The sequence below is a fragment of the Carnobacterium sp. 1290_CSPC genome, from assembly GCF_001053265.1.
Classification (GTDB): Bacteria; Bacillota; Bacilli; order Lactobacillales; family Aerococcaceae; genus Aerococcus; species Aerococcus urinaeequi.
In genome coordinates this window covers 1-22,476 of sequence record NZ_JVVG01000058.1, presented here as the reverse complement: position 1 = coordinate 22,476, position 22,476 = coordinate 1, and the positions used below count along the sequence as shown (strand labels likewise).

Annotated in this window: 23 protein-coding genes and 1 other RNA gene; 4 read left to right on the top strand and 20 right to left on the bottom strand. The window is 40.2% G+C overall.

Features of this window, described 5'->3' with window-relative positions:
• Positions 1 to 19: 19 nt before the first annotated feature.
• Complete coding sequence (gene hisS, locus AC973_RS05045) at positions 20 to 1,312, bottom strand: histidine--tRNA ligase (RefSeq protein ID WP_048728095.1); 1,293 nt, start codon at positions 1,310 to 1,312, stop codon at positions 20 to 22.
• A gap of 417 nt (positions 1,313 to 1,729) precedes the next feature.
• Between hisS and AC973_RS05040 the strand changes: the two genes are divergently transcribed.
• A complete protein-coding gene (locus AC973_RS05040; RefSeq protein WP_048728092.1) occupies positions 1,730 to 3,085 on the top strand; it encodes an N-acetylmuramoyl-L-alanine amidase in 1,356 nt (451 codons plus the stop codon).
• 108 nt (positions 3,086 to 3,193) lie between these two features.
• Here the strand turns inward: AC973_RS05040 and dtd are convergent, their stop codons facing one another.
• The 5 genes from dtd to AC973_RS05015 all read right to left on the bottom strand — a co-directional run bounded on the left by dtd (position 3,194) and on the right by AC973_RS05015 (position 8,255).
• Positions 3,194 to 3,643, bottom strand: a complete 450-nt coding sequence (dtd, locus tag AC973_RS05035) for a D-aminoacyl-tRNA deacylase (RefSeq protein WP_048728089.1) — start codon at positions 3,641 to 3,643, stop codon at positions 3,194 to 3,196.
• Positions 3,644 to 3,685: 42 nt separating this feature from the next.
• Positions 3,686 to 5,941: a RelA/SpoT family protein gene (locus AC973_RS05030; protein WP_048728087.1), complete on the bottom strand. Its 2,256-nt coding sequence runs from the start codon at positions 5,939 to 5,941 to the stop codon at positions 3,686 to 3,688.
• Between the two features lie 110 nt (positions 5,942 to 6,051).
• Positions 6,052 to 6,816 (bottom strand): 16S rRNA (uracil(1498)-N(3))-methyltransferase, encoded by a 765-nt coding sequence (locus AC973_RS05025; RefSeq protein ID WP_048728084.1) that lies wholly within the window; start codon positions 6,814 to 6,816, stop codon positions 6,052 to 6,054.
• A 1-nt stretch (position 6,817) separates the two neighbouring features.
• A complete protein-coding gene (gene prmA / locus AC973_RS05020) occupies positions 6,818 to 7,777 on the bottom strand; it encodes a 50S ribosomal protein L11 methyltransferase (protein WP_048728081.1) in 960 nt (319 codons plus the stop codon).
• Positions 7,764 to 8,255 carry a hypothetical protein gene (locus tag AC973_RS05015; protein WP_048728078.1) on the bottom strand — a complete coding sequence of 164 codons (492 nt, stop codon included), beginning with the start codon at positions 8,253 to 8,255 and terminating at the stop codon, positions 7,764 to 7,766. The genes prmA and AC973_RS05015 overlap by 14 nt, the downstream gene beginning before the upstream one ends.
• Before the next feature lie 211 nt (positions 8,256 to 8,466).
• Between AC973_RS05015 and gpsB the strand changes: the two genes are divergently transcribed.
• The 3 genes from gpsB (at position 8,467) to AC973_RS05005 (ending at position 10,537) form a co-directional block, all read left to right on the top strand.
• A complete protein-coding gene (gene gpsB, locus AC973_RS05010) occupies positions 8,467 to 8,868 on the top strand; it encodes a cell division regulator GpsB (RefSeq protein WP_026465994.1) in 402 nt (133 codons plus the stop codon).
• A gap of 37 nt (positions 8,869 to 8,905) precedes the next feature.
• An RNA gene (rnpB, locus tag AC973_RS09525) (RNase P RNA component class B) lies at positions 8,906 to 9,267 on the top strand.
• A gap of 115 nt (positions 9,268 to 9,382) precedes the next feature.
• Positions 9,383 to 10,537 carry a THUMP domain-containing class I SAM-dependent RNA methyltransferase gene (locus AC973_RS05005; protein ID WP_026465993.1) on the top strand — a complete coding sequence of 385 codons (1,155 nt, stop codon included), beginning with the start codon at positions 9,383 to 9,385 and terminating at the stop codon, positions 10,535 to 10,537.
• Between the two features lie 126 nt (positions 10,538 to 10,663).
• On the opposite strand, the gene AC973_RS05000 is transcribed toward AC973_RS05005, so the two are convergent.
• The 14 genes from AC973_RS05000 to AC973_RS09650 form a co-directional block, all read right to left on the bottom strand.
• The gene (locus AC973_RS05000) at positions 10,664 to 11,083 is read right to left on the bottom strand and encodes a ribonuclease HI family protein (RefSeq protein ID WP_048728073.1); all 420 of its coding nucleotides are present in this window, start codon (positions 11,081 to 11,083) and stop codon (positions 10,664 to 10,666) included.
• 32 nt (positions 11,084 to 11,115) lie between these two features.
• The gene (locus AC973_RS04995; protein ID WP_048728071.1) at positions 11,116 to 12,126 is read right to left on the bottom strand and encodes a hypothetical protein; all 1,011 of its coding nucleotides are present in this window, start codon (positions 12,124 to 12,126) and stop codon (positions 11,116 to 11,118) included.
• 178 nt (positions 12,127 to 12,304) lie between these two features.
• The gene (accA, locus tag AC973_RS04990) at positions 12,305 to 13,135 is read right to left on the bottom strand and encodes a carboxyltransferase subunit alpha (protein ID WP_048728068.1); all 831 of its coding nucleotides are present in this window, start codon (positions 13,133 to 13,135) and stop codon (positions 12,305 to 12,307) included.
• Between the two features lies 1 nt (position 13,136).
• The gene (accD, locus tag AC973_RS04985; RefSeq protein WP_048728067.1) at positions 13,137 to 14,036 is read right to left on the bottom strand and encodes an acetyl-CoA carboxylase, carboxyltransferase subunit beta; all 900 of its coding nucleotides are present in this window, start codon (positions 14,034 to 14,036) and stop codon (positions 13,137 to 13,139) included.
• 27 nt (positions 14,037 to 14,063) lie between these two features.
• Entirely contained in the window at positions 14,064 to 15,434 is a 1,371-nt protein-coding gene (accC, locus tag AC973_RS04980; protein WP_048728066.1) for an acetyl-CoA carboxylase biotin carboxylase subunit, read from the bottom strand.
• A gap of 52 nt (positions 15,435 to 15,486) precedes the next feature.
• The gene (gene fabZ, locus AC973_RS04975; protein ID WP_003142766.1) at positions 15,487 to 15,960 is read right to left on the bottom strand and encodes a 3-hydroxyacyl-ACP dehydratase FabZ; all 474 of its coding nucleotides are present in this window, start codon (positions 15,958 to 15,960) and stop codon (positions 15,487 to 15,489) included.
• Between the two features lie 23 nt (positions 15,961 to 15,983).
• Entirely contained in the window at positions 15,984 to 16,496 is a 513-nt protein-coding gene (gene accB, locus AC973_RS04970) for an acetyl-CoA carboxylase biotin carboxyl carrier protein (protein ID WP_048728063.1), read from the bottom strand.
• 3 nt (positions 16,497 to 16,499) lie between these two features.
• On the bottom strand, positions 16,500 to 17,741 hold the full coding sequence (fabF, locus tag AC973_RS04965) for a beta-ketoacyl-ACP synthase II (RefSeq protein WP_026465985.1): 1,242 nt from the start codon (positions 17,739 to 17,741) through the stop codon (positions 16,500 to 16,502).
• 12 nt (positions 17,742 to 17,753) lie between these two features.
• Positions 17,754 to 18,500, bottom strand: coding sequence for a 3-oxoacyl-[acyl-carrier-protein] reductase (gene fabG / locus AC973_RS04960; RefSeq protein WP_048728060.1), 747 nt, complete (start codon positions 18,498 to 18,500; stop codon positions 17,754 to 17,756).
• A gap of 3 nt (positions 18,501 to 18,503) precedes the next feature.
• Positions 18,504 to 19,436, bottom strand: coding sequence for an ACP S-malonyltransferase (gene fabD, locus AC973_RS04955; RefSeq protein ID WP_048728058.1), 933 nt, complete (start codon positions 19,434 to 19,436; stop codon positions 18,504 to 18,506).
• A gap of 79 nt (positions 19,437 to 19,515) precedes the next feature.
• Complete coding sequence (locus AC973_RS04950; RefSeq protein ID WP_048728054.1) at positions 19,516 to 20,472, bottom strand: nitronate monooxygenase; 957 nt, start codon at positions 20,470 to 20,472, stop codon at positions 19,516 to 19,518.
• Positions 20,473 to 20,517: 45 nt separating this feature from the next.
• Positions 20,518 to 20,742, bottom strand: coding sequence for an acyl carrier protein (locus AC973_RS04945; RefSeq protein ID WP_003142776.1), 225 nt, complete (start codon positions 20,740 to 20,742; stop codon positions 20,518 to 20,520).
• A 1,081-nt stretch (positions 20,743 to 21,823) separates the two neighbouring features.
• A complete protein-coding gene (locus AC973_RS04935) occupies positions 21,824 to 22,168 on the bottom strand; it encodes a hypothetical protein (RefSeq protein WP_003142778.1) in 345 nt (114 codons plus the stop codon).
• 97 nt (positions 22,169 to 22,265) lie between these two features.
• Positions 22,266 to 22,418 carry a DNA alkylation repair protein gene (locus AC973_RS09650; RefSeq protein WP_286131753.1) on the bottom strand — a complete coding sequence of 51 codons (153 nt, stop codon included), beginning with the start codon at positions 22,416 to 22,418 and terminating at the stop codon, positions 22,266 to 22,268.
• Between the last annotated feature and the right edge of the window lie 58 nt (positions 22,419 to 22,476).

Here is a 22,476-nt window from a genome sequence, read left to right as displayed (position 1 = left end):
TCTATTTTAAAAATAACTATTATTGGTTTAATTCTTGGTAAATGCTTGCAAAATCATCCGCAAATTTTTCTAGCGGGTAGGCAGCTTCATTACCAGAGGTCATATGTTTAACCGTGATTTGGTTATTTTCCAATTCAGATTCCCCAATAGTAACAACCAAGTCTGCGCCTAATTTATTGGCGTCTCTAAATTGTTTTTTAGGTTTGGCACCAAAGAAGTTTCGGTCAGCTGAAAAACCAGCGTGACGCACGTGTTGTAAAATTTTCATCGCTGCTTCATCCGTACCGTCTCCGATATTCACCACATAAACGTCAAGCTCATGCATGTCTGGTACTTGAACTTCTTGCGCCTTCATCAACAAGATCAAACGCTCGATTCCTAAACCAAAACCAAATCCTGGAGCAGATTCTTTACCATCTGAAATCTCTTGAACTAGGCCGTCATAATTACCCCCACCACAAATTGTTGTTTGGGCCCCAAAGACTTTGTCTTCAGACATGATTTCAAAAATTGTATCTTGGTAATAGTCTAAACCACGTACCATATTTGGATCGATTTCAAAATCAATACCTAAGGCTGTCAATAAAGATTGCACATCATTAAAGCGTTTAGTTGATTCTTCAGAAAGGTAATCCAAGATTGACGGCGCATTGGCCACGATTTCGATATCTTTTTTATCTTTTGAATCCAATACACGTAACGGATTTTTATGTAGACGTGTTTTCGAATCTTCAGATAATTCATCCGTAAATGGTGTTAGATAGTCTATTAGAGCTTGGCGGTAAGCAAGACGCGAACTGGTGTCCCCTAATGAATTGATCACTAGCTTGATATGTTGGATATTTAGCGATTTAAATAGATCCATTGCTAAAGCAATCGTTTCTACATCTTTGGCAGCATTTGCTTCACCAAATACTTCAACACCGATTTGATGGAATTGGCGTAAGCGACCACTTTGTGGTCTTTCATAACGGAACATTGGTCCCATATAATAGACTTTATAAGGTTTCACCTGTTCAGGTGCGTATAATTTATTTTCCACATATGCCCGGACAATTGGTGCTGTCCCCTCAGGTTTCAAAGCAATATGACGGTCACCCTTGTCATAAAAATCATACATTTCTTTAGACACTACATCTGTTGTTTCTCCTACACTACGGGAAAATAATTCATAACTTTCAAACATGGGTGTACGAATCTCAAAATAACGATATTGGTCTAGAACTCTTCTGGCAGTTTCTTCTATATAATGCCATAGATTCATATCTTCAGGTAAGATATCTGCAGTCCCTTTTGGTCGTTGAATCACAATAACCCTCCTTTAAAAATAAAAATAAAAAAACGTCCTTACATTCCAACAATAGGAATATAAGGACGAGTTAACTTCGTGGTACCACCTTAATTTCAACAGCTATGGCTGTTGCTCGACGCGTAACGTGCGTGACGGAATAGCTTTGCACTATTCTCCTCCAGAGTGTTTGCAAATAAATGACATTGAGCATTCTCACCCATTAGCTCTCTCTAGAAATGTCGACAATTATTCTTGCTCTTTCATTGGATCATTCATCCCTTATCTTATATCAAAACAAAAAAAGTGTCAAGATAGTATATTTTCTAGTTGTTCATTTATCACAAGAAAGGTAAACTGAATTATAATAATGCCAAATTTTAGTTAAAATATAAACTTTTTCTACCGGAATTTCCGGTGGACTACTGAGGTGTAAGCGAATTGACAGAACATTTTGAGAACCACTTCCAACAAAATAAAGTAGTCTATCTACTTTACCTTATTTTTGTAACAGGAATCGTTGGTTTCTCCTCATTACAATTGTATCAATACAACAAAGCATCCTATAAAGAACTGTCTACCAATGTTGTCAACCTTCGTGAAGGACCTGGGATAACTTATGATATTAAAGACCAACTTGACGGCAATAATCCTTATCGAATACTCAGACAAGAAAATAATTGGTACTATGTCCTACTCGATAACAATGAAGTAGGTTGGATACCAACTTGGTTAGCTGATAACCAAGATATCGATTCCTCTGATTTCATTGCCACAACCTTAATAGATGATATTCAAATCTACGAAGAAAACTCAGAGGACGCGACGGTCTTAACATCTGCCGAAAAGAATTCAAAATACCAAATCTTACACCAAGCGGATGGTTGGGCCCAAATTCAACTTTCTGGTGAAATTGGTTGGGTGAAACAAACAGAAATCGATGTGACACCAGGAACAATTGCCTACGAGGAAGATACTGAAATTACAGAAGAAGAACAATCAACTTACGATGAATTTCTATCTGATTACGACTTCACTGTCAAAGCAACTGCTGATGGCGTAAATATTCGTAGCGAAGCCAATAAAGATTCGGAAATCTTAGTTAAAGGTGCCTTGAACGAACAGTTTGCCTACCTTGGTCAAGAAAATGAATACTACCATGTACGTTCAGTCGATGGTACAGAGGGTTATATCGTTAACTGGTTATCAGAAACTGATTCAACTGCCATGGTAGATAAGGCACAAGCAGCGGAAGCAACCAGTACATTAGCTGGCCGGACCATTGTATTAGACCCAGGTCACGGTGGTATCGACCCAGGTGCTGTAACAGACGGTCTATATGAAAAAGAAGTCACCTTACAAACTGCTCTAACCGTTAAGGAAAAACTTGAAGCAGCCGGCGTAAATATGATTTTAACCCGAGATGATGATTCAGATGTTGCTTTAGCTGATATTCCATATACAGCCAACCAAGCAAATGCTGACCTATTGATTTCCTTCCACTATGATGCAATTGAATCAACAGGTGCATCCGGCACAACAGCTTACTACTACGGCGATGATTCCATCCCAGTAGCCCAAGAGATTCAAGCTCAATTAATGGAACAATTACCATTAGAATCTAACGGTGTTAAATTCGGTGACTTCCAAGTCATCCGGGACTTAGCTGGCGAAGGTGTCCTACTAGAACTTGGATACATGTCAACACCGAGTGACGTGGCCGTATTCAGTCAAGAAGAATACTGGAACCAAGTTGCCGACGCCATTTACAACGCTTTAGTGATTTACTACCAATAATTGATTTTTAGGCATTGATGCCAAAATAAGAAAAATACCGATTGCCGGAAATTCTCTAGCAATCGGTATTTTTTCTGTTTAATCTAATTAATCTAATTGAGCTTCATTCTAAGCTTCATCCGAGTCTAATATGATGGTCACTGGACCGTCATTGACTAGTGATACCTGCATATCGGCACCAAATTCACCTTCAGCAACCTTTAACCCATACTCATTGCGTAATGTTTTATTCAATAGTTGATACATTTTATCGCCATGGTCTGGTTTGGCGGCATCGATAAATGATGGGCGGTTACCTTTTTTAGTTCTGGCATAAAGAGTAAATTGCGAAATAGATAATATCTCACCTGACACCTGGTCGATGTTTAGGTTCAATTTATCATCCTCGTCAGCGAAAATCCGCATATTAGCGATCTTCCTAGCCATATATGCCACCGTTTCCACCGTGTCATCATCATGAACGCCTACTAAAAGCACAAACCCTTTATTAATTTCACCAACAACTTTTTCATCGATGGCAACGTTAGCTTGGCTAACTCTTTGCACGATAATTCGCATCCAAACCCTCCATTAAATTGCTCATTACTATCAATTTTTACTTTATTCTTTAGCACGGGCAACCGAATAAACATCCGGTATATTTTTCACCCGGTCGATAACCTTATCCAGTTGGTTGACATTTTGGATGACAAAACGTAGTCTCACTTTAACAGAGTTATCGTCATGGTTCACGTTCCCGTTAATATTAGTGACTGATCCGGCAATCGGTGTAATGATCTGTAGCACTTCATTTAAGAAGCCAGACCGGTCTTCACCTTCAACCACAATTTCCACTTCATATTGGTTGTCCACATTCTTGCTGGCATCTTCCCACTCAACTGGAATCAAGCGGTCTTGTTCATCCTCAGGGACCTGCACATTCTTACAGTCTCTGCGGTGGACGGAAACTCCTCTCCCTTTAGTGATATACCCCACAATATCGTCTCCTGGTACAGGATTACAACAATGGGCTAGACGGACTAGGAGTGAATCCAAACCTTCAACAATGACACCAGAACTAGATTTAGAAGCTTTACGGCGCACATGACTAGATTGCTTTTGAGTCTTGCTGAGTTTCTTCTGTTCGCCTGATTCTTTCAGGGTCTCTTCAACAGATTCCCTGTTCTTCTCAGCTGCACGTAACCGGCGTTCCCGCTCAGTTAAACGGTTAGCGACTGCAGTTGATGATAATTCGCCAAAGCCAATCGCCGCAAACAAGTCTTCTTCAGTCGAGAAGTTGAACCGGTCTAATGTTTTACTGATATCCTCTTTTTTGTAGACATCTTTTAATTTGAAACCTAGATTATCAAGGGTTTCTTCAAGGGCATGTCGACCTTGTTCTACCGCTTGGTCACGGTCCTTCAATTTAAAGAATCGTTTGATACGGTTGCGGGCCCGCGAAGTTTTCACCAAGTTTACCCAGTCACGCGATGGACCTGCCGAATTCGGTGACGTTAGAATTTCCACGATGTCACCATTTTTCAATTGGTAATTCAAAGGTTCAATCTTGCCGTTAACCTTAACTCCAATCGTCTTATTCCCGACTTCTGAGTGAATTGAGTAAGCGAAGTCTAATGGGTAGGAACCCGCTGGTAATTCAGTCACGTCGCCAGTTGGGGTGAATACATAGACATTATCTTGGAAAATGTCCTCTTTCACGCTTTCCATGAAATCGGTGGCATCTTTAGATTCGTCCTGCAACTCTGCAATTTGGTTAAACCAATCTAGCTGGGCGTCTAAAGGTGAAGCCTCCACCTTTTCATGGTTACCCATTTTGTAAGCCCAATGCGCGGCAACCCCGTACTCAGCAACCTCGTGCATTTCGTAGGTTCTAATTTGCACTTCTACTGGACTTGGCTGGTTACCGACAACCGTCGTATGGATTGACTGGTACATGTTGGCTTTTGGCATGGCAATGTAGTCTTTAAATCGGCCTGGCAATGGCTTCCAATTAGTATGGACAATCCCAAGTACTGCATAACAGTCACGAACAGATTCCACTAACACCCGGATAGCTTGCAGATCAAAAATCTGGTCGAATTCTTTGCCTTGGTCTTTCATCTTCCGGTAAATAGAATAAATGTGTTTAGGTCGACCGTAAATTTCAAACTTACCAGTAATAGCTCCCTCTACTTGTGATTCCAATTCGTCAATTGTCGTTTGAATAAATTCTGCCCGCTCGTCGCGTTTTGAATCTACTAATTGAACGATTGAGTAATACGATTCTGGATCCATATAGCGAAGTGCTGTATCTTCTAGTTCCCATTTAATCTGGTTCATACCTAAACGGTCAGCTAGGGGAGCGTAAATTTCTAACGTTTCTGTAGAGATAATCACTTGCTTCTCTGGCTTATGCCATTTTAGCGTCCGCATATTATGCAAACGGTCGGCTAATTTCACCATGATGACCCGTAAATCGTTGGCCATAGCTAACAACATTTTACGGTGGTTCTCAGCTAATTGCTCTTCATGTGATTTATATTTAAATTTCCCTAATTTGGTGACGCCATCTACTAGGGTGGCAATTGTCGGTGAGAAGAAGTAGGCGATATCGTCTAATGAGATACCGGTATCTTCCACAACATCATGCAAGAACCCAGTAATGACTGTATCCGGGTCCATTTTCAATTCGGCTAAAATACCTGCTACTTGAACTGGGTGGACAAAGTAAGGCTCGCCTGATTTTCTGATTTGCTCAATATGTGCGCGTTCAGCAAAGTCTGCTGCCTTTTGGACATAGTCCACCCTCGCTTCAGACATGTAGCTAGCACATAAGGCTAAAACTTCTGCTTTTGTATAATTCTTTTTATTTGGCATGTTACCACCTACTTTCCTTGATATAACTTATATGGTTGGCATCAATATTTAGATTGTATATTTCTCCTATCTTACCATATAAATGGACTAGAAACCCTATCAAACCTTTGTTAGTCACCTAATAGTTCTGTTGCAAATGACAGACTTGATAATAAATATAAGGGTGCTGTTTCTGTCCGTAAAATCCGTGGCCCTAACCCGCACAAATGCACATGGTCGAATCCGTCAGTGAATTCGACGATTTCATCTGGATGAATGCCCCCTTCAGGTCCGGTAATGAAGGCAATACGGTCCTTAGCTTTTAGCGATGCATAAGTCTTTGCCAAAAGGGCCGCTTCACCCGACTTGGCAACCTCTTCATAAGCCACGCAAACTTGGTCAAATTCGCCCAGTCTATTTTTTAACATGCTAACACTATGCAATTCTTCGACGGTTGGGACAAAAGTTCTATGAGATTGCTCAGCAGCTTCCTTGGCAATCTTTTTCAAACGGTCAATTTTTTTGCCCGCTTTCTTTTGGTCCCATTTAGTGACGGAATACCGCATGGCAACTGGCACAATATGACGGACCCCTAATTCGGTCGCCTTTTGTACGATTAAATCAAGCTTGTCTCCCTTAGGTAGGCCGACAAAGAGTGTGGTTTCGACCGGGATTTCTTTATTTTCTTCCCGCAATTCAACTAGGCGAAGGACTGCACTTTTCCCTTCATCAGAAACAAGTTCACCGATAAATACTTGTTCAGTTTGGGTGACTAGAATTACCTGGTCCCCAATCTGCATCCGCATAACGTTAATCATATGATGGTAGGCGTCTTTATCCATCTCAATTTGGTCATTTAATTGGGCGGTTTCCTCTTCGATAAAGTATCTTTGCATCTTAATCTTTTCCTTTATGGGCTAAAATACCGTACCATTCACCCATGTTCATAACGATTTCAACGGTAAAATCATTGGCGGCAAGTAAGGCCAACATGTCGTCTTTCTTGTCATGGAAAATACCTGATAGCACCAATTGCCCATCTGCTTTTAAGTTAGTGTAAGCTTGCGGGATCAGGGGTTCCAGGATTTCAAATAGGATATTGGCTGTGATAATATCCACTTGAGTATCGATGTCGTTTAGGATGTTGTTTTGGGCAACGGAAATAGCGTCTTCTACGTCATTTAAAGCAAAATTATTGCGGGTAATATCTAAAATTGACCCATCATAATCATAAGCAGCGACGTCATTAGCGCCTAATTTCTTCGCAGCGATGGCTAAGACACCAGACCCAGTCCCCACATCAATGACATCTTCCCCGCCAGCCATAGCGATTTCCAGTAAACGTAATGCCAGCTTAGTGGTTTCATGTGAACCGGTCCCAAAGGCCATACCTGGATCTAGGAATAAAGTGGTTTTCTTCGGATCAGCTACTTGATCGTCTTTCTCCCAAATTGGCACAATATCCATAAAGCGCGATACATGGATTGGTTCATAGTAAGCCTGCCAAGCTGTTTCCCAGTCCTTATCTTCTAGGGGACTATAGCGGATGTCATGGATGACAATTTGTTGATCTGCCGCTAATTCCTTATTGTAGTTTGCTTGGTAGGTTTTGATTTCAGAGATGATGTCTTCGATATTTTTATCATCTGAAAAGTAACCTAAAACTACCGGGTGAACTTCATATGACCCTGGTGCCGGCTGGTCATTCTTCACTGAACCAAAGCCGTCATCTGACCAGTCAATATAGTCTTGCTCGTCTTTGATGGACACCCCAGCAGAGTCTAAGCCCCACAAAATTTCGGTTAATAGGTTTTCACTTTTATTGTCTGTTTCAATTATTAACTCATACCAAGTCATTCGTATCATCTCCTAAATATAATAAGCTATCGTCATAGCGCTTAATGGCTCTCCTTGTTGTGATCATTTGGTCCATTTCTTCTGCTTGCCATTTCAAATCAACCGCCATTCTTTCCCCTTTAATTAATTCTTTAATTTGCAAGCGGGCTTCATATAAAAGATGGCTAATTTCTTGTGCTAGAATATCTAAGTGCCCTTTTTGAAAGTGTTCAGTGTCTTTTGGTTGAATGATAAAAATCCCACTCTCTGTTTCATTAACACGGTGGTCAGCTGTAAAAATAAACTTCAATTCTAAGTAATCGATGTCTTCTAAAGGCTGGTTATTTTTGTCTAAAAAAGTGATTTCTTCATTGGCGACCACTGGCAGATATGTTTGCAATACCACCTGTTTGGATACTGATACATAGGATAAACGCCAAGGAATATCAATATGGCTATTCTCTAACGTTTCTTCAAGAAAAGTGTATACGGTTTGCATCTGTTGATTCCCCACTTTCGTCTTTTTTAATTATTATAATATACCCACACGAAAATAACTACCGCGCCAATGTTCTGATGGTTTAAATTAGACTAATGCTTGCTGTTGAATTTGATAGAATCTTAAACTATTATTATATTACATTTATTACAAATAATGAAAGCTATGCTATAATAGAACTTAGAAATATAAATGATGAGGTGTTATTTAAATGGCTGATCGTAACTTGACGACAAAAGATATTTTACAGAAAGAATTTAAACCTGCCCTTCGTGGATTCAACACAGAGGAAGTAGACGAATTCTTAGATTTAATTATTCGTGACTATGAGTCATATGAAAAAGAAATTGCCTCACTTAAGAATGAGTTAGAACGTGCAAAACACTCAACTGGTACAAGTGAAAGTGGACGCCAAGCCACTAACCAACGCTCAAAATCTACAACAGTACCTCAATCAAAAGGTACAACCAACTACGATATTCTACGTCGCTTGTCTAAGTTAGAAAAAGCTGTATTCGGTGGCCAAAACGCCAAAGCCGAAAATACAGTAGATGCTAGCGAAGAGAACGAAGACGATACGAAAGATCATACTATTATTTTTGAAAATAACTAGTCATTTGATCACTTTCGTGTTATCATTAGAAGTTGTAAATTTCAGGTAATCGCGGGTATATATTTATACTTGAGGAAAGTCCATGCTCGCACAAGCTGCAACGCTTGTAGTGTTCGTGTTTAGCGAAAAAATAAGCTAAAGCATTAATTTGACGGCAACTGAACCCACTAAGGTCTTTGGACTATGTGCTAGTAAGTTTGAAAGTGCCACAGAGACGAGTCAACTATGAAAGTAGTTGAATGGAACGCGGTAAACCCCTCGAGCGAGCAACCCAAACATTGGTAGGGGCGCTCTTTGACTGGAAACAAACGGAATAAGAGACTAATTATTTAGTAGACAGATGATTACCGAACCGGTATTAAACCTGTAATATCGGGGAACAGAACATGGCTTATCGAAATTTACAAACAGGCAAAAGGTTGGATTCTTTTCCAACCTTTTTTTATTGAGATGAAATCATGGTAAAATAGTCTTAAATATAAGACGAAGCCTTACCACCCAAAAGGAGTACAATATGACAAAATATCCACTTATCGCAACAGCTGCCGCAGGGATTGAAGCCCTAGTCGGTAAAGAATTACGTGACATGGGTTACGAGGTCCAAGTAGAAAATGGCCGTGCCCGCTTTGAAGGAAGTCTTGATGACGTAGCCCACACAAATATTAACTTACGGACTGCGGACCGTATCAAAATCGTCATGGGCGATTTCAAAGCCATCACCTTCGACCAATTGTTTGAATCGACTAAGGCCATCCCTTGGGAAGACATTCTACCAATGGACGCAGAATTCCCAGTATCAGGTAAATCAGTCAATTCAAAATTGCATTCTGTTCCTAACGTGCAAAAAATCGTGAAAAAAGCGATTGTTAACCGTCTGAGCGACCACTACCACCGCCGTGGTATGCTACCTGAAACAGGCGCTAAATACCCTATCGAAGTAAGCATCCACAAGGACGAAGCCTTGATAACTATTGATACGTCTGGCTCTTCCCTATTTAAGCGTGGTTACCGTACTGAAAAAGGTGGCGCACCACTTAAAGAAAACATGGCTGCAGCTCTTGTTAAATTAACTAACTGGTTCCCTGACAAGCCATTTTACGATCCAACATGCGGTTCAGGTACCCTAACCATTGAAGCAGCATTAATCGGGAAAAATATTGCCCCAGGGATTAACCGCGCCTTCATTTCTGAGGAATGGGATATCTTCAATAACCGCGAATATTCAAAAGCCCGCGAAGCGGCTAAAGCGGCTATCCGTCATGACATTCAATTAGATATCATGGGATCAGATATTGATCACCGGATGATTGAAATCGCAAAAGCCAATGCAGAAGCAGCTGGTGTCGGGGATCAAATTGAATTCAAACAAATGCAATTATCTGACTTCACAACAACAAAAGAATACGGCGTGATCGTAGCCAACCCACCATATGGTGAGCGTTTGAATGACGAAGATTACGTGCATAAGTTATACAAACAAATGGGAGATCTTTACCGTCCAATGAAAACTTGGAGTAAATACATCCTGACGTCTGACTTAGCCTTTGAAGAATACTACGGTGAGAAAGCTACTAAGAAACGTAAATTATATAATGGGGCTATCCGTACTGACCTATTCCAATACTGGGGCGCGCGCAAACCACGTCCTAAAAAAGTAGAGGCAGAATAAGTTATTTACGATCATAATAAATAAACCAGGTAAACGGCTTTATTCGCCTGCTACCTGGTTTTTTTGTGTCTGTTATTCGAATTTAAAATCAGTTTATGCGATTGACGGTCTGCATTTATCCCTTAATTAGTCCTGCTGGTTGCTTATTCTCTTGGCCTGGTGCATGGCTTGACGGGCTAAGTTATCTGCCCCCCTATTGGCTTGGTCCGGCACCCATTTTAAATTAAACATGGGAAAATGGTCTAGTTGATTTAAAATGGCCTTTAACAAACTTTTATAGGGGTCGCGTTTATGGAATCTCTTATTAACGGCATCAAAGACGATTTTGGAGTCTGTTTGACACAAGATCCACTCATTCTTCAGTCCTTCAGCCTGCAATTTTTCTAACAATAATAGCAGGGCATGGAATTCGGCCTCATGGTTGTCCATTTCCCCACTTAAAGGGTATTTCTCTTGTCGCTGTTGCCCGTCATGGACAATGACCATACCAACGCCTGCTGGCCCAAATTGCCCATCCACTGACCCGTCTATGGCTATTTTTAACATCCACTCACCCTTTAATCATCCATTACATCTTCTTATTCAAAACTCGCAAAGTTCTGCATATACTCATAAAACCAATATTGATAAATATCTTGTACGACTTGATTGTCAATGGCAAGTGGGTCGCCATTTTCCATTAATTGGCCAATGGCTTCTACCATATCTTCTGGGTCAATTTGGTTTAAATCATCGACAAATGGGTACATGACGGTATATATATCATAAATATTCTCCATCAAATAGGCCACTCGATAGGGTTCATGGATATAAACTTCCTCCACATAGGAAACCAAATCTAAGAAGTGGCTATTGGTTTCAATTTCAAATAAGTCACTGAGTGAAATAGTCGTCGTCTCATCGTAGACATTGGTTAAAGTAATTTCCTGGTCTGCGTGTGGATGGTGGAAAATATAAAGCAAAATATCCGATTGGAAGACAAAATCCCGGTCCCGATTTAAGAGACTTAACAATTTATCGATGGATACCTTGTCGCTCAATTCCAGCAGATGGTTGACCTGCGCCTTCTCAAGGATAGTCAAGGGTTTATCCCTGGCCACTAACTGGTCGAATAACTTTTGTAGGCCTTGTAAGACCTCCACATTACTAGCATCATCATCTGAAGTCGCCTCAAATTGGGCCAACTTTTCCATCATTTCTGGCACAATGATAATTTGCATAATAGGTGTCATTTGACCATGTTGAGGGAGGTTCAATTTGACTTGTCCTTGAATAGCTTTTTGTACAAATTGGTAGAAAGACTTCCAGTCAATTTCTGCCTCGACATCGATTAAATCAGGATTAGCCATAACCCCTTCGCCATAAAATTCTATCAATAATGAGAAAATATCCACCAAATCATTTTCTAATTCTTCTTCATATAAAACGCCGATGATATAATTTCTAAAATCAACGACACTCTTTCTTTTCTTACGGGCAATCAGCAACAATTTAAGCGATTCACTCATTTCGCCCGCTTTAATACGCTGAATCGCTTCTTCAATATCTAATTTAAATGATCGTTCAAAATCATTATCTTGGTTTCTCATTGTAGGTCCTCTTAAATCTTATTTTCTGTTGGAATGCAGGCTGTAAACGCCCTTCCTTCTAAGCCTATCTTATCACAATATCATATCCATGAAAATTTTTATCCAATAATTAAAAAAGAAGATGCGACCATAGGACACACCTTCCTTCAATAGTAGTTTTTTTCAAGATGTCAGTTGACTAGAATTGATTAAAGCGTGCTTCTTTGGCAGCAATTAAATCTGCTTTTGACATGGCCAATTGCTGGTCAAATTCTTCCAAGACCATTTCTTTAATCAATTGTGCTTGAACATCGTGGTCTAAAGCCTTTTTCCCGTAATGCTCTGGGATAATTTGGTCGATAACCTTAAAATCCAGCAAGTCAGGCGCCGTGAATTTCATATATTCAGCAGCTTCAGGTACACGACTCGGGTCTTTCCATAAAATTGTTGCAAACCCTTCTGGCGATAAGACTGAATACATGGCATTCTCCATCATCCATACCTTATTTGAAACAGCTAGGGCTAACGCGCCACCAGATCCACCTTCACCCATTAAAATCGTGATAGTTGGTACAGTTAAGCCAGCCATTGTTTGCATAGATTCAGCAATTGCTTGTCCAATCCCCCGGTCTTCTGCTTCAACGTCACAAAAGGCGCCGGAAGTATTAACAATGGTAATCACCGGACGGTTGAATTTTTCAGCTTGTTCAAACAAACGAATGGCTTTACGGTAACCCTCAGCATGAGGCGACCCAAAGTTACGCTTGATATTTTCTTGAACCGAGTGGCCTTTTTCAGTTCCAACAATTGTAACTGCGCGGCCATTAATTTGTCCGACACCACCAACAATCGCGCCGTCATCACCATAACGACGGTCACCATGCATCTCATAAAAGACGTCACAGATTTTCTTAGCCAATTCAGACGTGGTTAATCGGTTGATATCACGTGAAGCTGTTACCACTTCTGCAGGGATTTTTTGCGTAATTTTCGCATTAGGTTGCTCAACGGTTTTTAATAATTGTTTCATACTAACTCTCAAATCGAGCACCTCCTTTAGCGACACCGTGCATTTGTAATAGCTCAGCAATTACGATTTTTTGGCGCCAACGTTCAACAATCATATCGATAAAACCGTGTTGCAGTTGGTGTTCTGCCGTTTGGAAACCTTCAGGCAATTGTTGTCTAATCGTCTGTTCAATTACCCGTTTACCAGCGAAACCGATTAAGGCCCCTGGTTCAGCAATGGTAATATCCCCCTCCATAGCAAACGATGCCGTTACACCACCAGTCGTTGGGTCAGTTAAGACGGGAATATATAATAAACCAGCCTTAGAATGATTTTGAACAGCAATGGAAATCTTAGCCATTTGCATTAAAGACAGTGTTCCTTCTTGCATCCGGGCACCACCAGAAGCGGTAAACAGGACGACTGGTAACTGGTGTTCAGTTGCATAGTTGAACAAGTTTTTAATTTTCTCACCTAAACCAGTCCCCATAGACCCCATCATGAAAAATGAGTCCATCACACCAATGGCAGTTCGGTAGCCGAAGATTTCGCCCACACCAGTTACGACAGCTTCGTCTAAACCAGTTGTAGCGCGCGCTTTTTCTTTCTTTTCCAGATACTTTGGAAAACCAAGAGGATCTTCATTGCGGTTATCCCTTAGTTGAAACATTTCAACAAAAGTGCCTTTGTCCACTACGTTTGCTAATCGCTCACTAGATGAAATTCTAAAGTGGTATTGGCAATGTGGACAGATTTTTTCAGCACCCAAGTCATCCGTTAGAATCGTTTGGTGACACTGCGGACATTTTTGCCACATGCCATCTGGCACGAAGGCTTGGTTATTTGGATCTGTAGGCAAGCTCGATTTTGCTTGATCTTCCTCTGGCATAGGAATATATGCTTTTCTGCGTTTTAATGCCATAATTCATCTACTTTCTTTCGTGCTAATTTATGCTTGATGACTCTTCGCCCATTCAGGTAAGAATTTAGCTTCCAGGTAATCATTGGTATAGTTCCCTTTTACAAAGGCCTCATCAAATATTAGGTCGTATTGGAATTGTTGGTTTGTCGCCACACCCTTAATAGTCATTTCTGAAACCGCACGTAGCATACGGTTGATGGCTTGTGGACGATTATCACCATGCGTAATCAGTTTCGCTACCATAGAATCATAGTAAGGTGGCAACTTGTAGCCAGCATAAATACCAGAATCCACACGAATACCTAAACCACCCGCTGGAAAATGCGCAAAGTCAAACGTACCTGAAGATGGCATAAAGTTTTTCTCTGGCATTTCTGCATTGATCCGGCACTCCAAGGCATGACCAGTAAAGGTAATGTCTTTTTGTTCATAGGCTAAAGGTAAGCCAGAAGCAATCCGTAGCTGTTGAGCTACAATATCAACACCCGTAACCATTTCCGTAATTGGATGTTCAACTTGAATACGCGTATTCATTTCCATGAAATAATAATTTTGATCTGCATCCACTAAAAACTCAATGGTACCAGCAGATTCATAATTTAATTGCTCAGCCGCTCGAACCGCTGCTTGAGTCACTTGTGCCCGCGTCTTTTCAGTAATAAAGGGACTTGGCGTCTCTTCAATCACCTTTTGATGGTTCCGTTGCATTGAACACTCACGTTCACCTAAATGGATGACGTTGCCGAATTTATCCCCTAAGATTTGAACCTCGATATGATGGGCTGGGAAAATAACTTTCTCCATGTATAAGCGATCATCACCAAAAGCATTTTTTGCTTCACGTGATGCCTCATAGTATGCATCTGCGAAATGGCTTTCTTCATATACCATCCGCATCCCTTTACCACCACCACCAGAAGTTGCTTTCAATAAGACTGGGTAGCCAACTTTTTTGGCAATCTCAATTCCAGCTCCAGGACTTTCCAAGATACCATCAGAACCAGGAACGGTCTGTACTTTGGCTGCATTCATGGTATCTCTAGCATTTTGCTTGTCCCCCATCAAGTCAATCACTTCTGGGCTTGGCCCGATAAACTCAATATTCATTTCTGCGCATAATTTGGCAAATTTGCTGTTTTCTGCTAGGAAACCAAAACCTGGGTGGATAGCTTGCACGTTCGTGACCACAGCTGCCGAAAGAATGGCTTGCATATTCAAATAAGAATCGACTGATTTTGGCCCTCCGATGCAGACTGCTTCGTCAGCCAATTTCACATGTAGGGCATCCTTATCAGCGGTTGAATACACAGCCACTGTTTCGATTCCCAATTCAATACATGTACGAATAATGCGGACGGCAATTTCGCCCCTATTCGCTATTAATACTTTATTAATCATCAAATACCTCTTATTCTATGCCGTTCGCCCTATTTCAGGTTGGACCAGCAAACTAGTCGACTTTATCTACGTTAGAAATGATAAAGGTCATTTCTGCTTCTGAACAAACCTCGCCGTATTCATTACGGATAGTTCCTTTACCGATACCCATACGTTTCTTCAATTTCACAATTTCAACTGTGATTTCAAGTACGTCACCAGGTACAACGTTTTTACGGAATTTCACGTTGTTTAAACCAGCTAAATAAGCGATTTTATTTTTAAAGTCTGGTTGAGATAATAATGGAATTGAGCCCACTTGTGCCATTGTTTCTACTTGTAAAACACCAGGCATTACAGGGTTTCCTGGGAAGTGACCAACAAAGAATTCTTCGTTGATCGTCACGTTTTTACGGGCAACAACTTTTTCACCTGGGATAATTTCATCCACTCGGTCCACAAATGAGATTGGGAAACGGTTAGGGATGATTTCTTGTACCTGCATAGCTGTTAGAACAGGTTCTTTACGTTCTGCATATTCAGTCATTTTTTAATACTCCTTTAGAATAATTATTCGCTAATTTCAAATAATGGTTGGCCGAATTCAACAATTTGGCCGTCTTCAACTAAGACGTTCACGACTGTTCCAGAAATATCAGCTGGAATTTCGTTCATCACTTTCATCGCTTCAACGATACAAACAGTTTCACCAGCTTCAACGCTGTCGCCTACTTTCTTGAAGGCTGGTTGATCAGGGTTCTTAGCTAGATAAACAACACCAACTAAAGGACTGTCAATCGTTTTGCCAGCTAGCGCGGCCGGTGCACTAGGTGTTGCTGCTGCTTCTGTGGCAGGCGCTATGATTTCTTTACTCTTCGTCTCTTGGGCTACTGCAGGAGGTGTAGCTTCTGCGTTTGTGGTAGCTTGTTGATTCGCGCTTGTGTTTACAGTGTTTTCAGTTTGTGTTTGGCGTTCTTTAATTTTTGAAATATATAAAGAATCCGCTTGTGTTTGGAATGAAAATTCTTGAATCGTAGACGAATCAATCTGGCTGATTAAATCTTTAATTTCTTCGTGTTTCAAGCCTTATTCACCAACCTTTTTAAAGGCAATAACTGTGTTGTGTCCACCAAAACCTAAAGTGTTGCTGACAACAACGTTTACTTCTTGTTCGCGTCCAACATTCGGTACGATATCTAAATCACATAATGGATCTGGATTCTTGTAGCCTAATGTAGCTGGAATAAATGAATCTTGGATAGCCATGATACTTGCAATGGCTTCAACAGCACCAGCAGCACCTAGTAAGTGACCAACTGATGATTTTGTAGAAGAAACTGGAATTTTATAAGCCAATTCTTCACCAAATGCACGTTTAATCGCAACTGTTTCAGAAGAATCATTTGCTGGAGTACTTGTACCGTGAGCATTTATGTAAGAAACTTCTTCTTTAGCGATGTTACCTTCTTCTAAAGCGTTTAACATCGCTTTCGCTGCACCAGAACCATCTTCAGATGGCGCAGTTAAGTGGTAAGCGTCTGAAGTAGAACCGTAACCACCAATTTCAGCATAGATGTTTGCGCCACGAGCTTGCGCTGATTCTAAGGATTCTAATACCAAGATACCAGCACCTTCACCCATCACAAAACCATTACGGTCCTTATCGAATGGGATTGAAGCGCGGTTTGGATCAGTTGAATCACTTGTCGCTGTTAGGTTGTCGAAACCACCTAAACCGATTTCGTTAATCGCACCTTCAGCACCACCAGCAATCATGACATCTGCATAACCATGTTTAATATAACGGAAAGCTTCACCAATGGCATTGTTAGCAGAAGCACAAGCTGTAACCATAGTTAAAGCTGGCCCTTTTAAGCCAAAGTGCATAGAGATATTGGCAGCACCCATATTTGAAATAGAAACAGGTACGAATAAAGGATTCACTCGTTTGATCCCTTTATCTTGCATTTTTAACACACCTTTTTCGATTTCTTGAATACCACCGATACCAGTACCTAAGTAAACCCCGATACGGTCAACGTCAGCATTTTCAACGTCTAGATTCGCGTCCGCAACAGCTTCGATGGCTGCAGCTACTGCGTATTGACTGTATAAGTCCATACGTTTTGCTTCTTTACGGTCCATGAAATCTTTTGGATTGAAGTCTTTTACTTCAGCCACTAATTTCGCATTTAAATCTTTGGCATCAAATTTTGTGATTGGCCCAAAGCCGTGCTCGCCGGCTTTTAAATTGGTCCAAAATGTTTTTGCGTCATTTCCGATAGGTGTAATAGCACCCATACCTGTTACGACTACTCTGTTTGTCATATTTATTGCCTCCTAATTCATATACAAGCCACCGTTGACATCAAGCGTTGTACCTGTGATATAGCTTTGGTTAGCTAAGAAGTACACGGCTTCAGCGATGTCCGATGGTTGTCCAAGTTTCTGTAAAGGAATATTTTCCAGCATAGCCGTTTTGGCTTTTTCTGGAATTTCATCTGTCATTTCTGTTTCAATGTAGCCTGGTGCAATGGCATTAACTGTGACACCACGCATACCTAATTCACGTGCTGCAGCCTTCGTTAAACCAAGAATCCCTGCTTTTGAAGCTGCATAGTTAGCTTGACCAACGTTACCCATTTGACCAATCACTGATGCAATATTAATAATGGCACCTTGACGTTGCTTCATCATTAGTTTGCTAGCTGCTTGAATGAAATTGAATGTCCCTTTTAAGTTAATATCGATCACTGCATCGAAATCTGCTTCTTTCATACGCATTAGTAGCGTGTCGCGGGTAATACCAGCATTATTCACTAATACATCGATGGTTTGGAAATTTGCTTTGATGAAAGTCATGATTTCTTTTGAAAATTCGGCATCCGTAACATCACCTTTAAAATCTTTTACAGTGATAGCCTTACTTTCTAAGGCTTTTATATGGTCATCAGTTGAGCCAGAACGCGAAACTATCACAATGTTGTAGCCTTGGTCTGCAAATTTATGAGCAATGCTTGCACCGATTCCACGACTACCGCCTGTGATTAAGGCTGTTTTCTTTAATTCTTGAGTATTCTCTGTCATAAGCTATCCTTTCAATCCTGCAATCGTTGCCTGCAGGGTCTCTTCATCTTCAACTCGGTAAACTTTAATTTCTTTGTTAATTTGTTTCATAAAGGAAGATAAAGTTTTACCAGGGCCAATTTCAATGACTGTATCCACACCTTGTGCAATAAGATATTCAATGGAATCTGACCATTTGACCGGTTTCATCACTTGTTGGATCAATAAGTCTTTCACTTGCCCGTCCACATGAGCTACAGCGGTGGTATTTGATATCACTGGTACCGCTAATGGATTTAAATCAAATTTGTCTAAATAATCAGCTAATTGGTCACTTGCTTGTGATAATAAGGCCGTGTGGAAAGGACCAGAAACGTTTAATTCCACCATTTTCTTCACGCCTGCTTCAGTCAACTTAGCAACTGCAGTATCTACTGCCGAAGCGTCACCACCGATTACGATTTGCTTTGGTGTATTGTAGTTTGCTGGTGCAACGTATTGACCAGAAGCTTCGCGCACTTGCTGGCAGATATCTTCTATTAAAGCGCGTTCAGCTTTCATCACGGCTACCATTTTGCCGGCACCTGCAGGCGCAGCTGCTTGCATGAAACGACCACGATGGCTCACTAAATCAACCGCATCTTCAAAGGACAATACGCCCGCTTCAACAAGGGCTGTGTACTCGCCTAAGCTTAATCCAGCTAGGTAGTCGGCTGTAATGCCTGCCTCCCTTAGAAGGGCTGCAAAGGCTGTTGATACGGTTAAAATAGCGGGTTGTGTGTATTCTGTTTGATTTAATTCTGTATCTTCTTGAAAGCATAGGTCTTTCATTGAATAGCCTAGAACTTCTGAGGCTTTGTCAAAGTAAGTTGCAATCTCAGGATGATGGTTGAGTAAGTCTTGCCCCATCCCTGAATACTGTGCGCCTTGACCAGCGTATAAAAAAGCTATTGCCATGTTCGTCTCCTCTTAATAGAAAAGCAGTGAAATGCACAAACCATCTCACTGCTCACATATGTCAATTTAATTCTCAGCTTTAAAGCCATTCACTTGCTCGAGCAGCAATTGTTTCTTTACATTCCGTCATATATGATTGAATAATCTCTGAAACTGTTTCACGTTTATCCACTAATCCGGCAATTTGGCCGGCCATAAATGAACCCGTGTCTAAATTCCCTTCAACAACAGCACGACGTAAAGCACCTGATCCAAGCGCTTCAAGTCTGTCCCAATCAGGATTAGCCTTACTTGCTTCTTCTTTTTCTACTTTAAGATATTCTTTGGTCAGTTTGTTCCGTAATACACGGACTGGATGTCCAGTAGATTCGCCAGTTAATACAGTGTCGATATCTTTTGCCTTAATGATACGCTCTTTAAAGTTATCATGGGCATTTGATTCATCTGCAACAACAAAACGTGTCCCTACTTGAATACCAACCGCACCTAACATAAGTGCTGCTGCCATTCCTCGACCGTCACCAATACCACCAGCCGCAATGACTGGGATATCCAAAGCTTTTGTTACTTGTGGTAATAAAGCCATGGTAGTTTGTCGCCCCACGTGACCACCTGATTCCATCCCCTCAACAATCACCCCATGCACGCCTTCACGTTCCATACGTTTTGCAAGTCCGACAGAAGCGACCACTGGAATGACTGAAATACCCGCTGCGTTGAATCTATCCATATATTTACCTGGAGATCCAGCACCAGTTGTAATTGTCTTCACACCAGATTGACAGATGTAATCCACCACTTCCTCGACATGTTCATTTAACAACATGACATTTACAGCGAATGGTTTATCTGTTAATTGTTGCATCTTTTCAACTTTGGCTTGTACTACGTCTACACGGTCATGTCCAGTACCAATTACACCAATCCCCCCAGCATTGGAAACTGCTGATGCTAAATCCGCATCGGCAACCCAAGCCATAGCACCTTGGATAATTGGGTATTCAACACCTATGCGTTCCCAAAAATCTGTTTTCACTAAAGGATTACTTCCTCTCTTAATCGACTAGTTTGTAGGCAGAAATTATTTGTTTGCTTCTACGTAGTCAACTAAATCTTGAACAGTGTTAATTTTTTCTTCATCTTCAATTTCGATATCGAATTCGTCTTCGATGTCATTAATGATTTGGAATAAGTCTAAAGAGTCAGCGTCAATATCTTCACGAATATTTGTAGTTGCTTTCACTTCGCCAGCCTCTAAGTCTAATTGTTCAGTGATTAATTCTTGGATTTTTTCAAAAGTTGTCATTATTTTATATTCCTCCATAATTTGCGTAATCATATATTAGGTCACTTATCCCTATAAAAAGGATATCGATTTATGAATACGATAAAGTTTAATTTTGTTTGACATGTAATAAAGTCAATAACGAGATATTAAATTATATATATAACTTTGTCAACTAGTTATCGAAACTAGTTTATTCATTTTTAAGAAACAAATCCGTTGTAAGCGCTACGAAACTTGTATTCAAGCCTTTAAGATTATGGCAGGCGCTTAAAAACTTGATTTTTTGTGAAACAAAAATTGTATTTCGACTATTTATTCTAATGATTTGATGGTAATCGGATGGTTACTTGCTCTAGAAAATAAACTGGGATTTTCTTACTATCATCAGCTTCAAAAATACTGCTATCTATAAAGGACAAGAAGAAAGAAGATTCTGTCACGCAAAAGTCTAGTTAGCTTTCCTAGTAAAGAACTAAATACGTAAAAAAGCTCTAAGACAAAAAAATGTTTGTCTTAGAGCCTTTAAAATCCCTGTTGTTATTTCAATATTCTCTAGTATATTACTGGTTGCTTACAAGGCAATCAATTGGCCTTATTTAGATAGCAAACAAATTACCTATTGCCTCAAAGGCAAAATGGAGGAAAAGCTGCACTAGAATAATCATCACAACAAATTTTTGTTGCGGATTTTTGCTAAGAAAATCTTTCTGATAGAATAGATAACCAATACAGATATATGATATATTAGCAGCGATATACACACTGGCGAAAGGTTGACATTGTGAATTGGTCACCCATACAGCTGATAAAATGATAAGCAAGATATATGCCAATAACAATAGCGACGTATACATTTTTATTTTGTAGTCAAAAATCTTTCCATTTTTATCCCTCATAAAAGTTTACCCGGAATTTTGCTAAATTGCTATTTCTATTAGCAAGTCACCTAGCTTATAGAAATATGGATAGCAAGCAAAAAACTTTATATACCCATTGCATCACATATGCGTCATCATTTTAGTGATGGTCATTGGACAAAAAAAGAAAAAGCCGAGATTTTCACCCCGACTCTCTTTCTTACTATTTATACGTGTATGTATTAGCTAGAAGGCACTTTAACATACTCATCGATGTCTTTAAAATTGACAATTGTTTTTGATTCGCAAATTTCTCGCATCTCTTCATCAGAATAATCCCAATAAATTTTAACAACTGCTGAGTTTGTTAATAATTTTTCAATTCTTCCTACCATGTTGCGTTCACGGAAGGTGAAGCGTATTTCGTCTCCTATATCTGGTCGTACAGACTCTTTTACAGTATTAATAACTTCTACTGCCTCATCGTAGGGTAAATCTAATAATGATGCAATTCTCGACTTACTTGTACCACGACGTAATTCAGTTCCAACTAGTTCTTGCATTTCATCTGTGACTTTAATACTCATATATAGCCTCCTAGTTAACCATGCGCCTTCTAATCACCATTGTACCATATTTTGTATTTTAATAATAATTTAAAGGCTTACCCGTTGAAAAACGGCATTATATCTGGTTTTTTTCTACGTAAAAGTATTTTGTGGCCTCGCGCCAGGTTAAGTTAGATAAGTCACTCTCATGGTTTTTTAAGAAATTTTCCACCCAATTTTGGTTGGTTTTCGCATAATCACGCAAGATCCAACCCATTCCCTTATTGATGAACTACAACGCCATTAAAATGGCGTGTTTCTAGGAACACTCATGACTTGTTCCACTT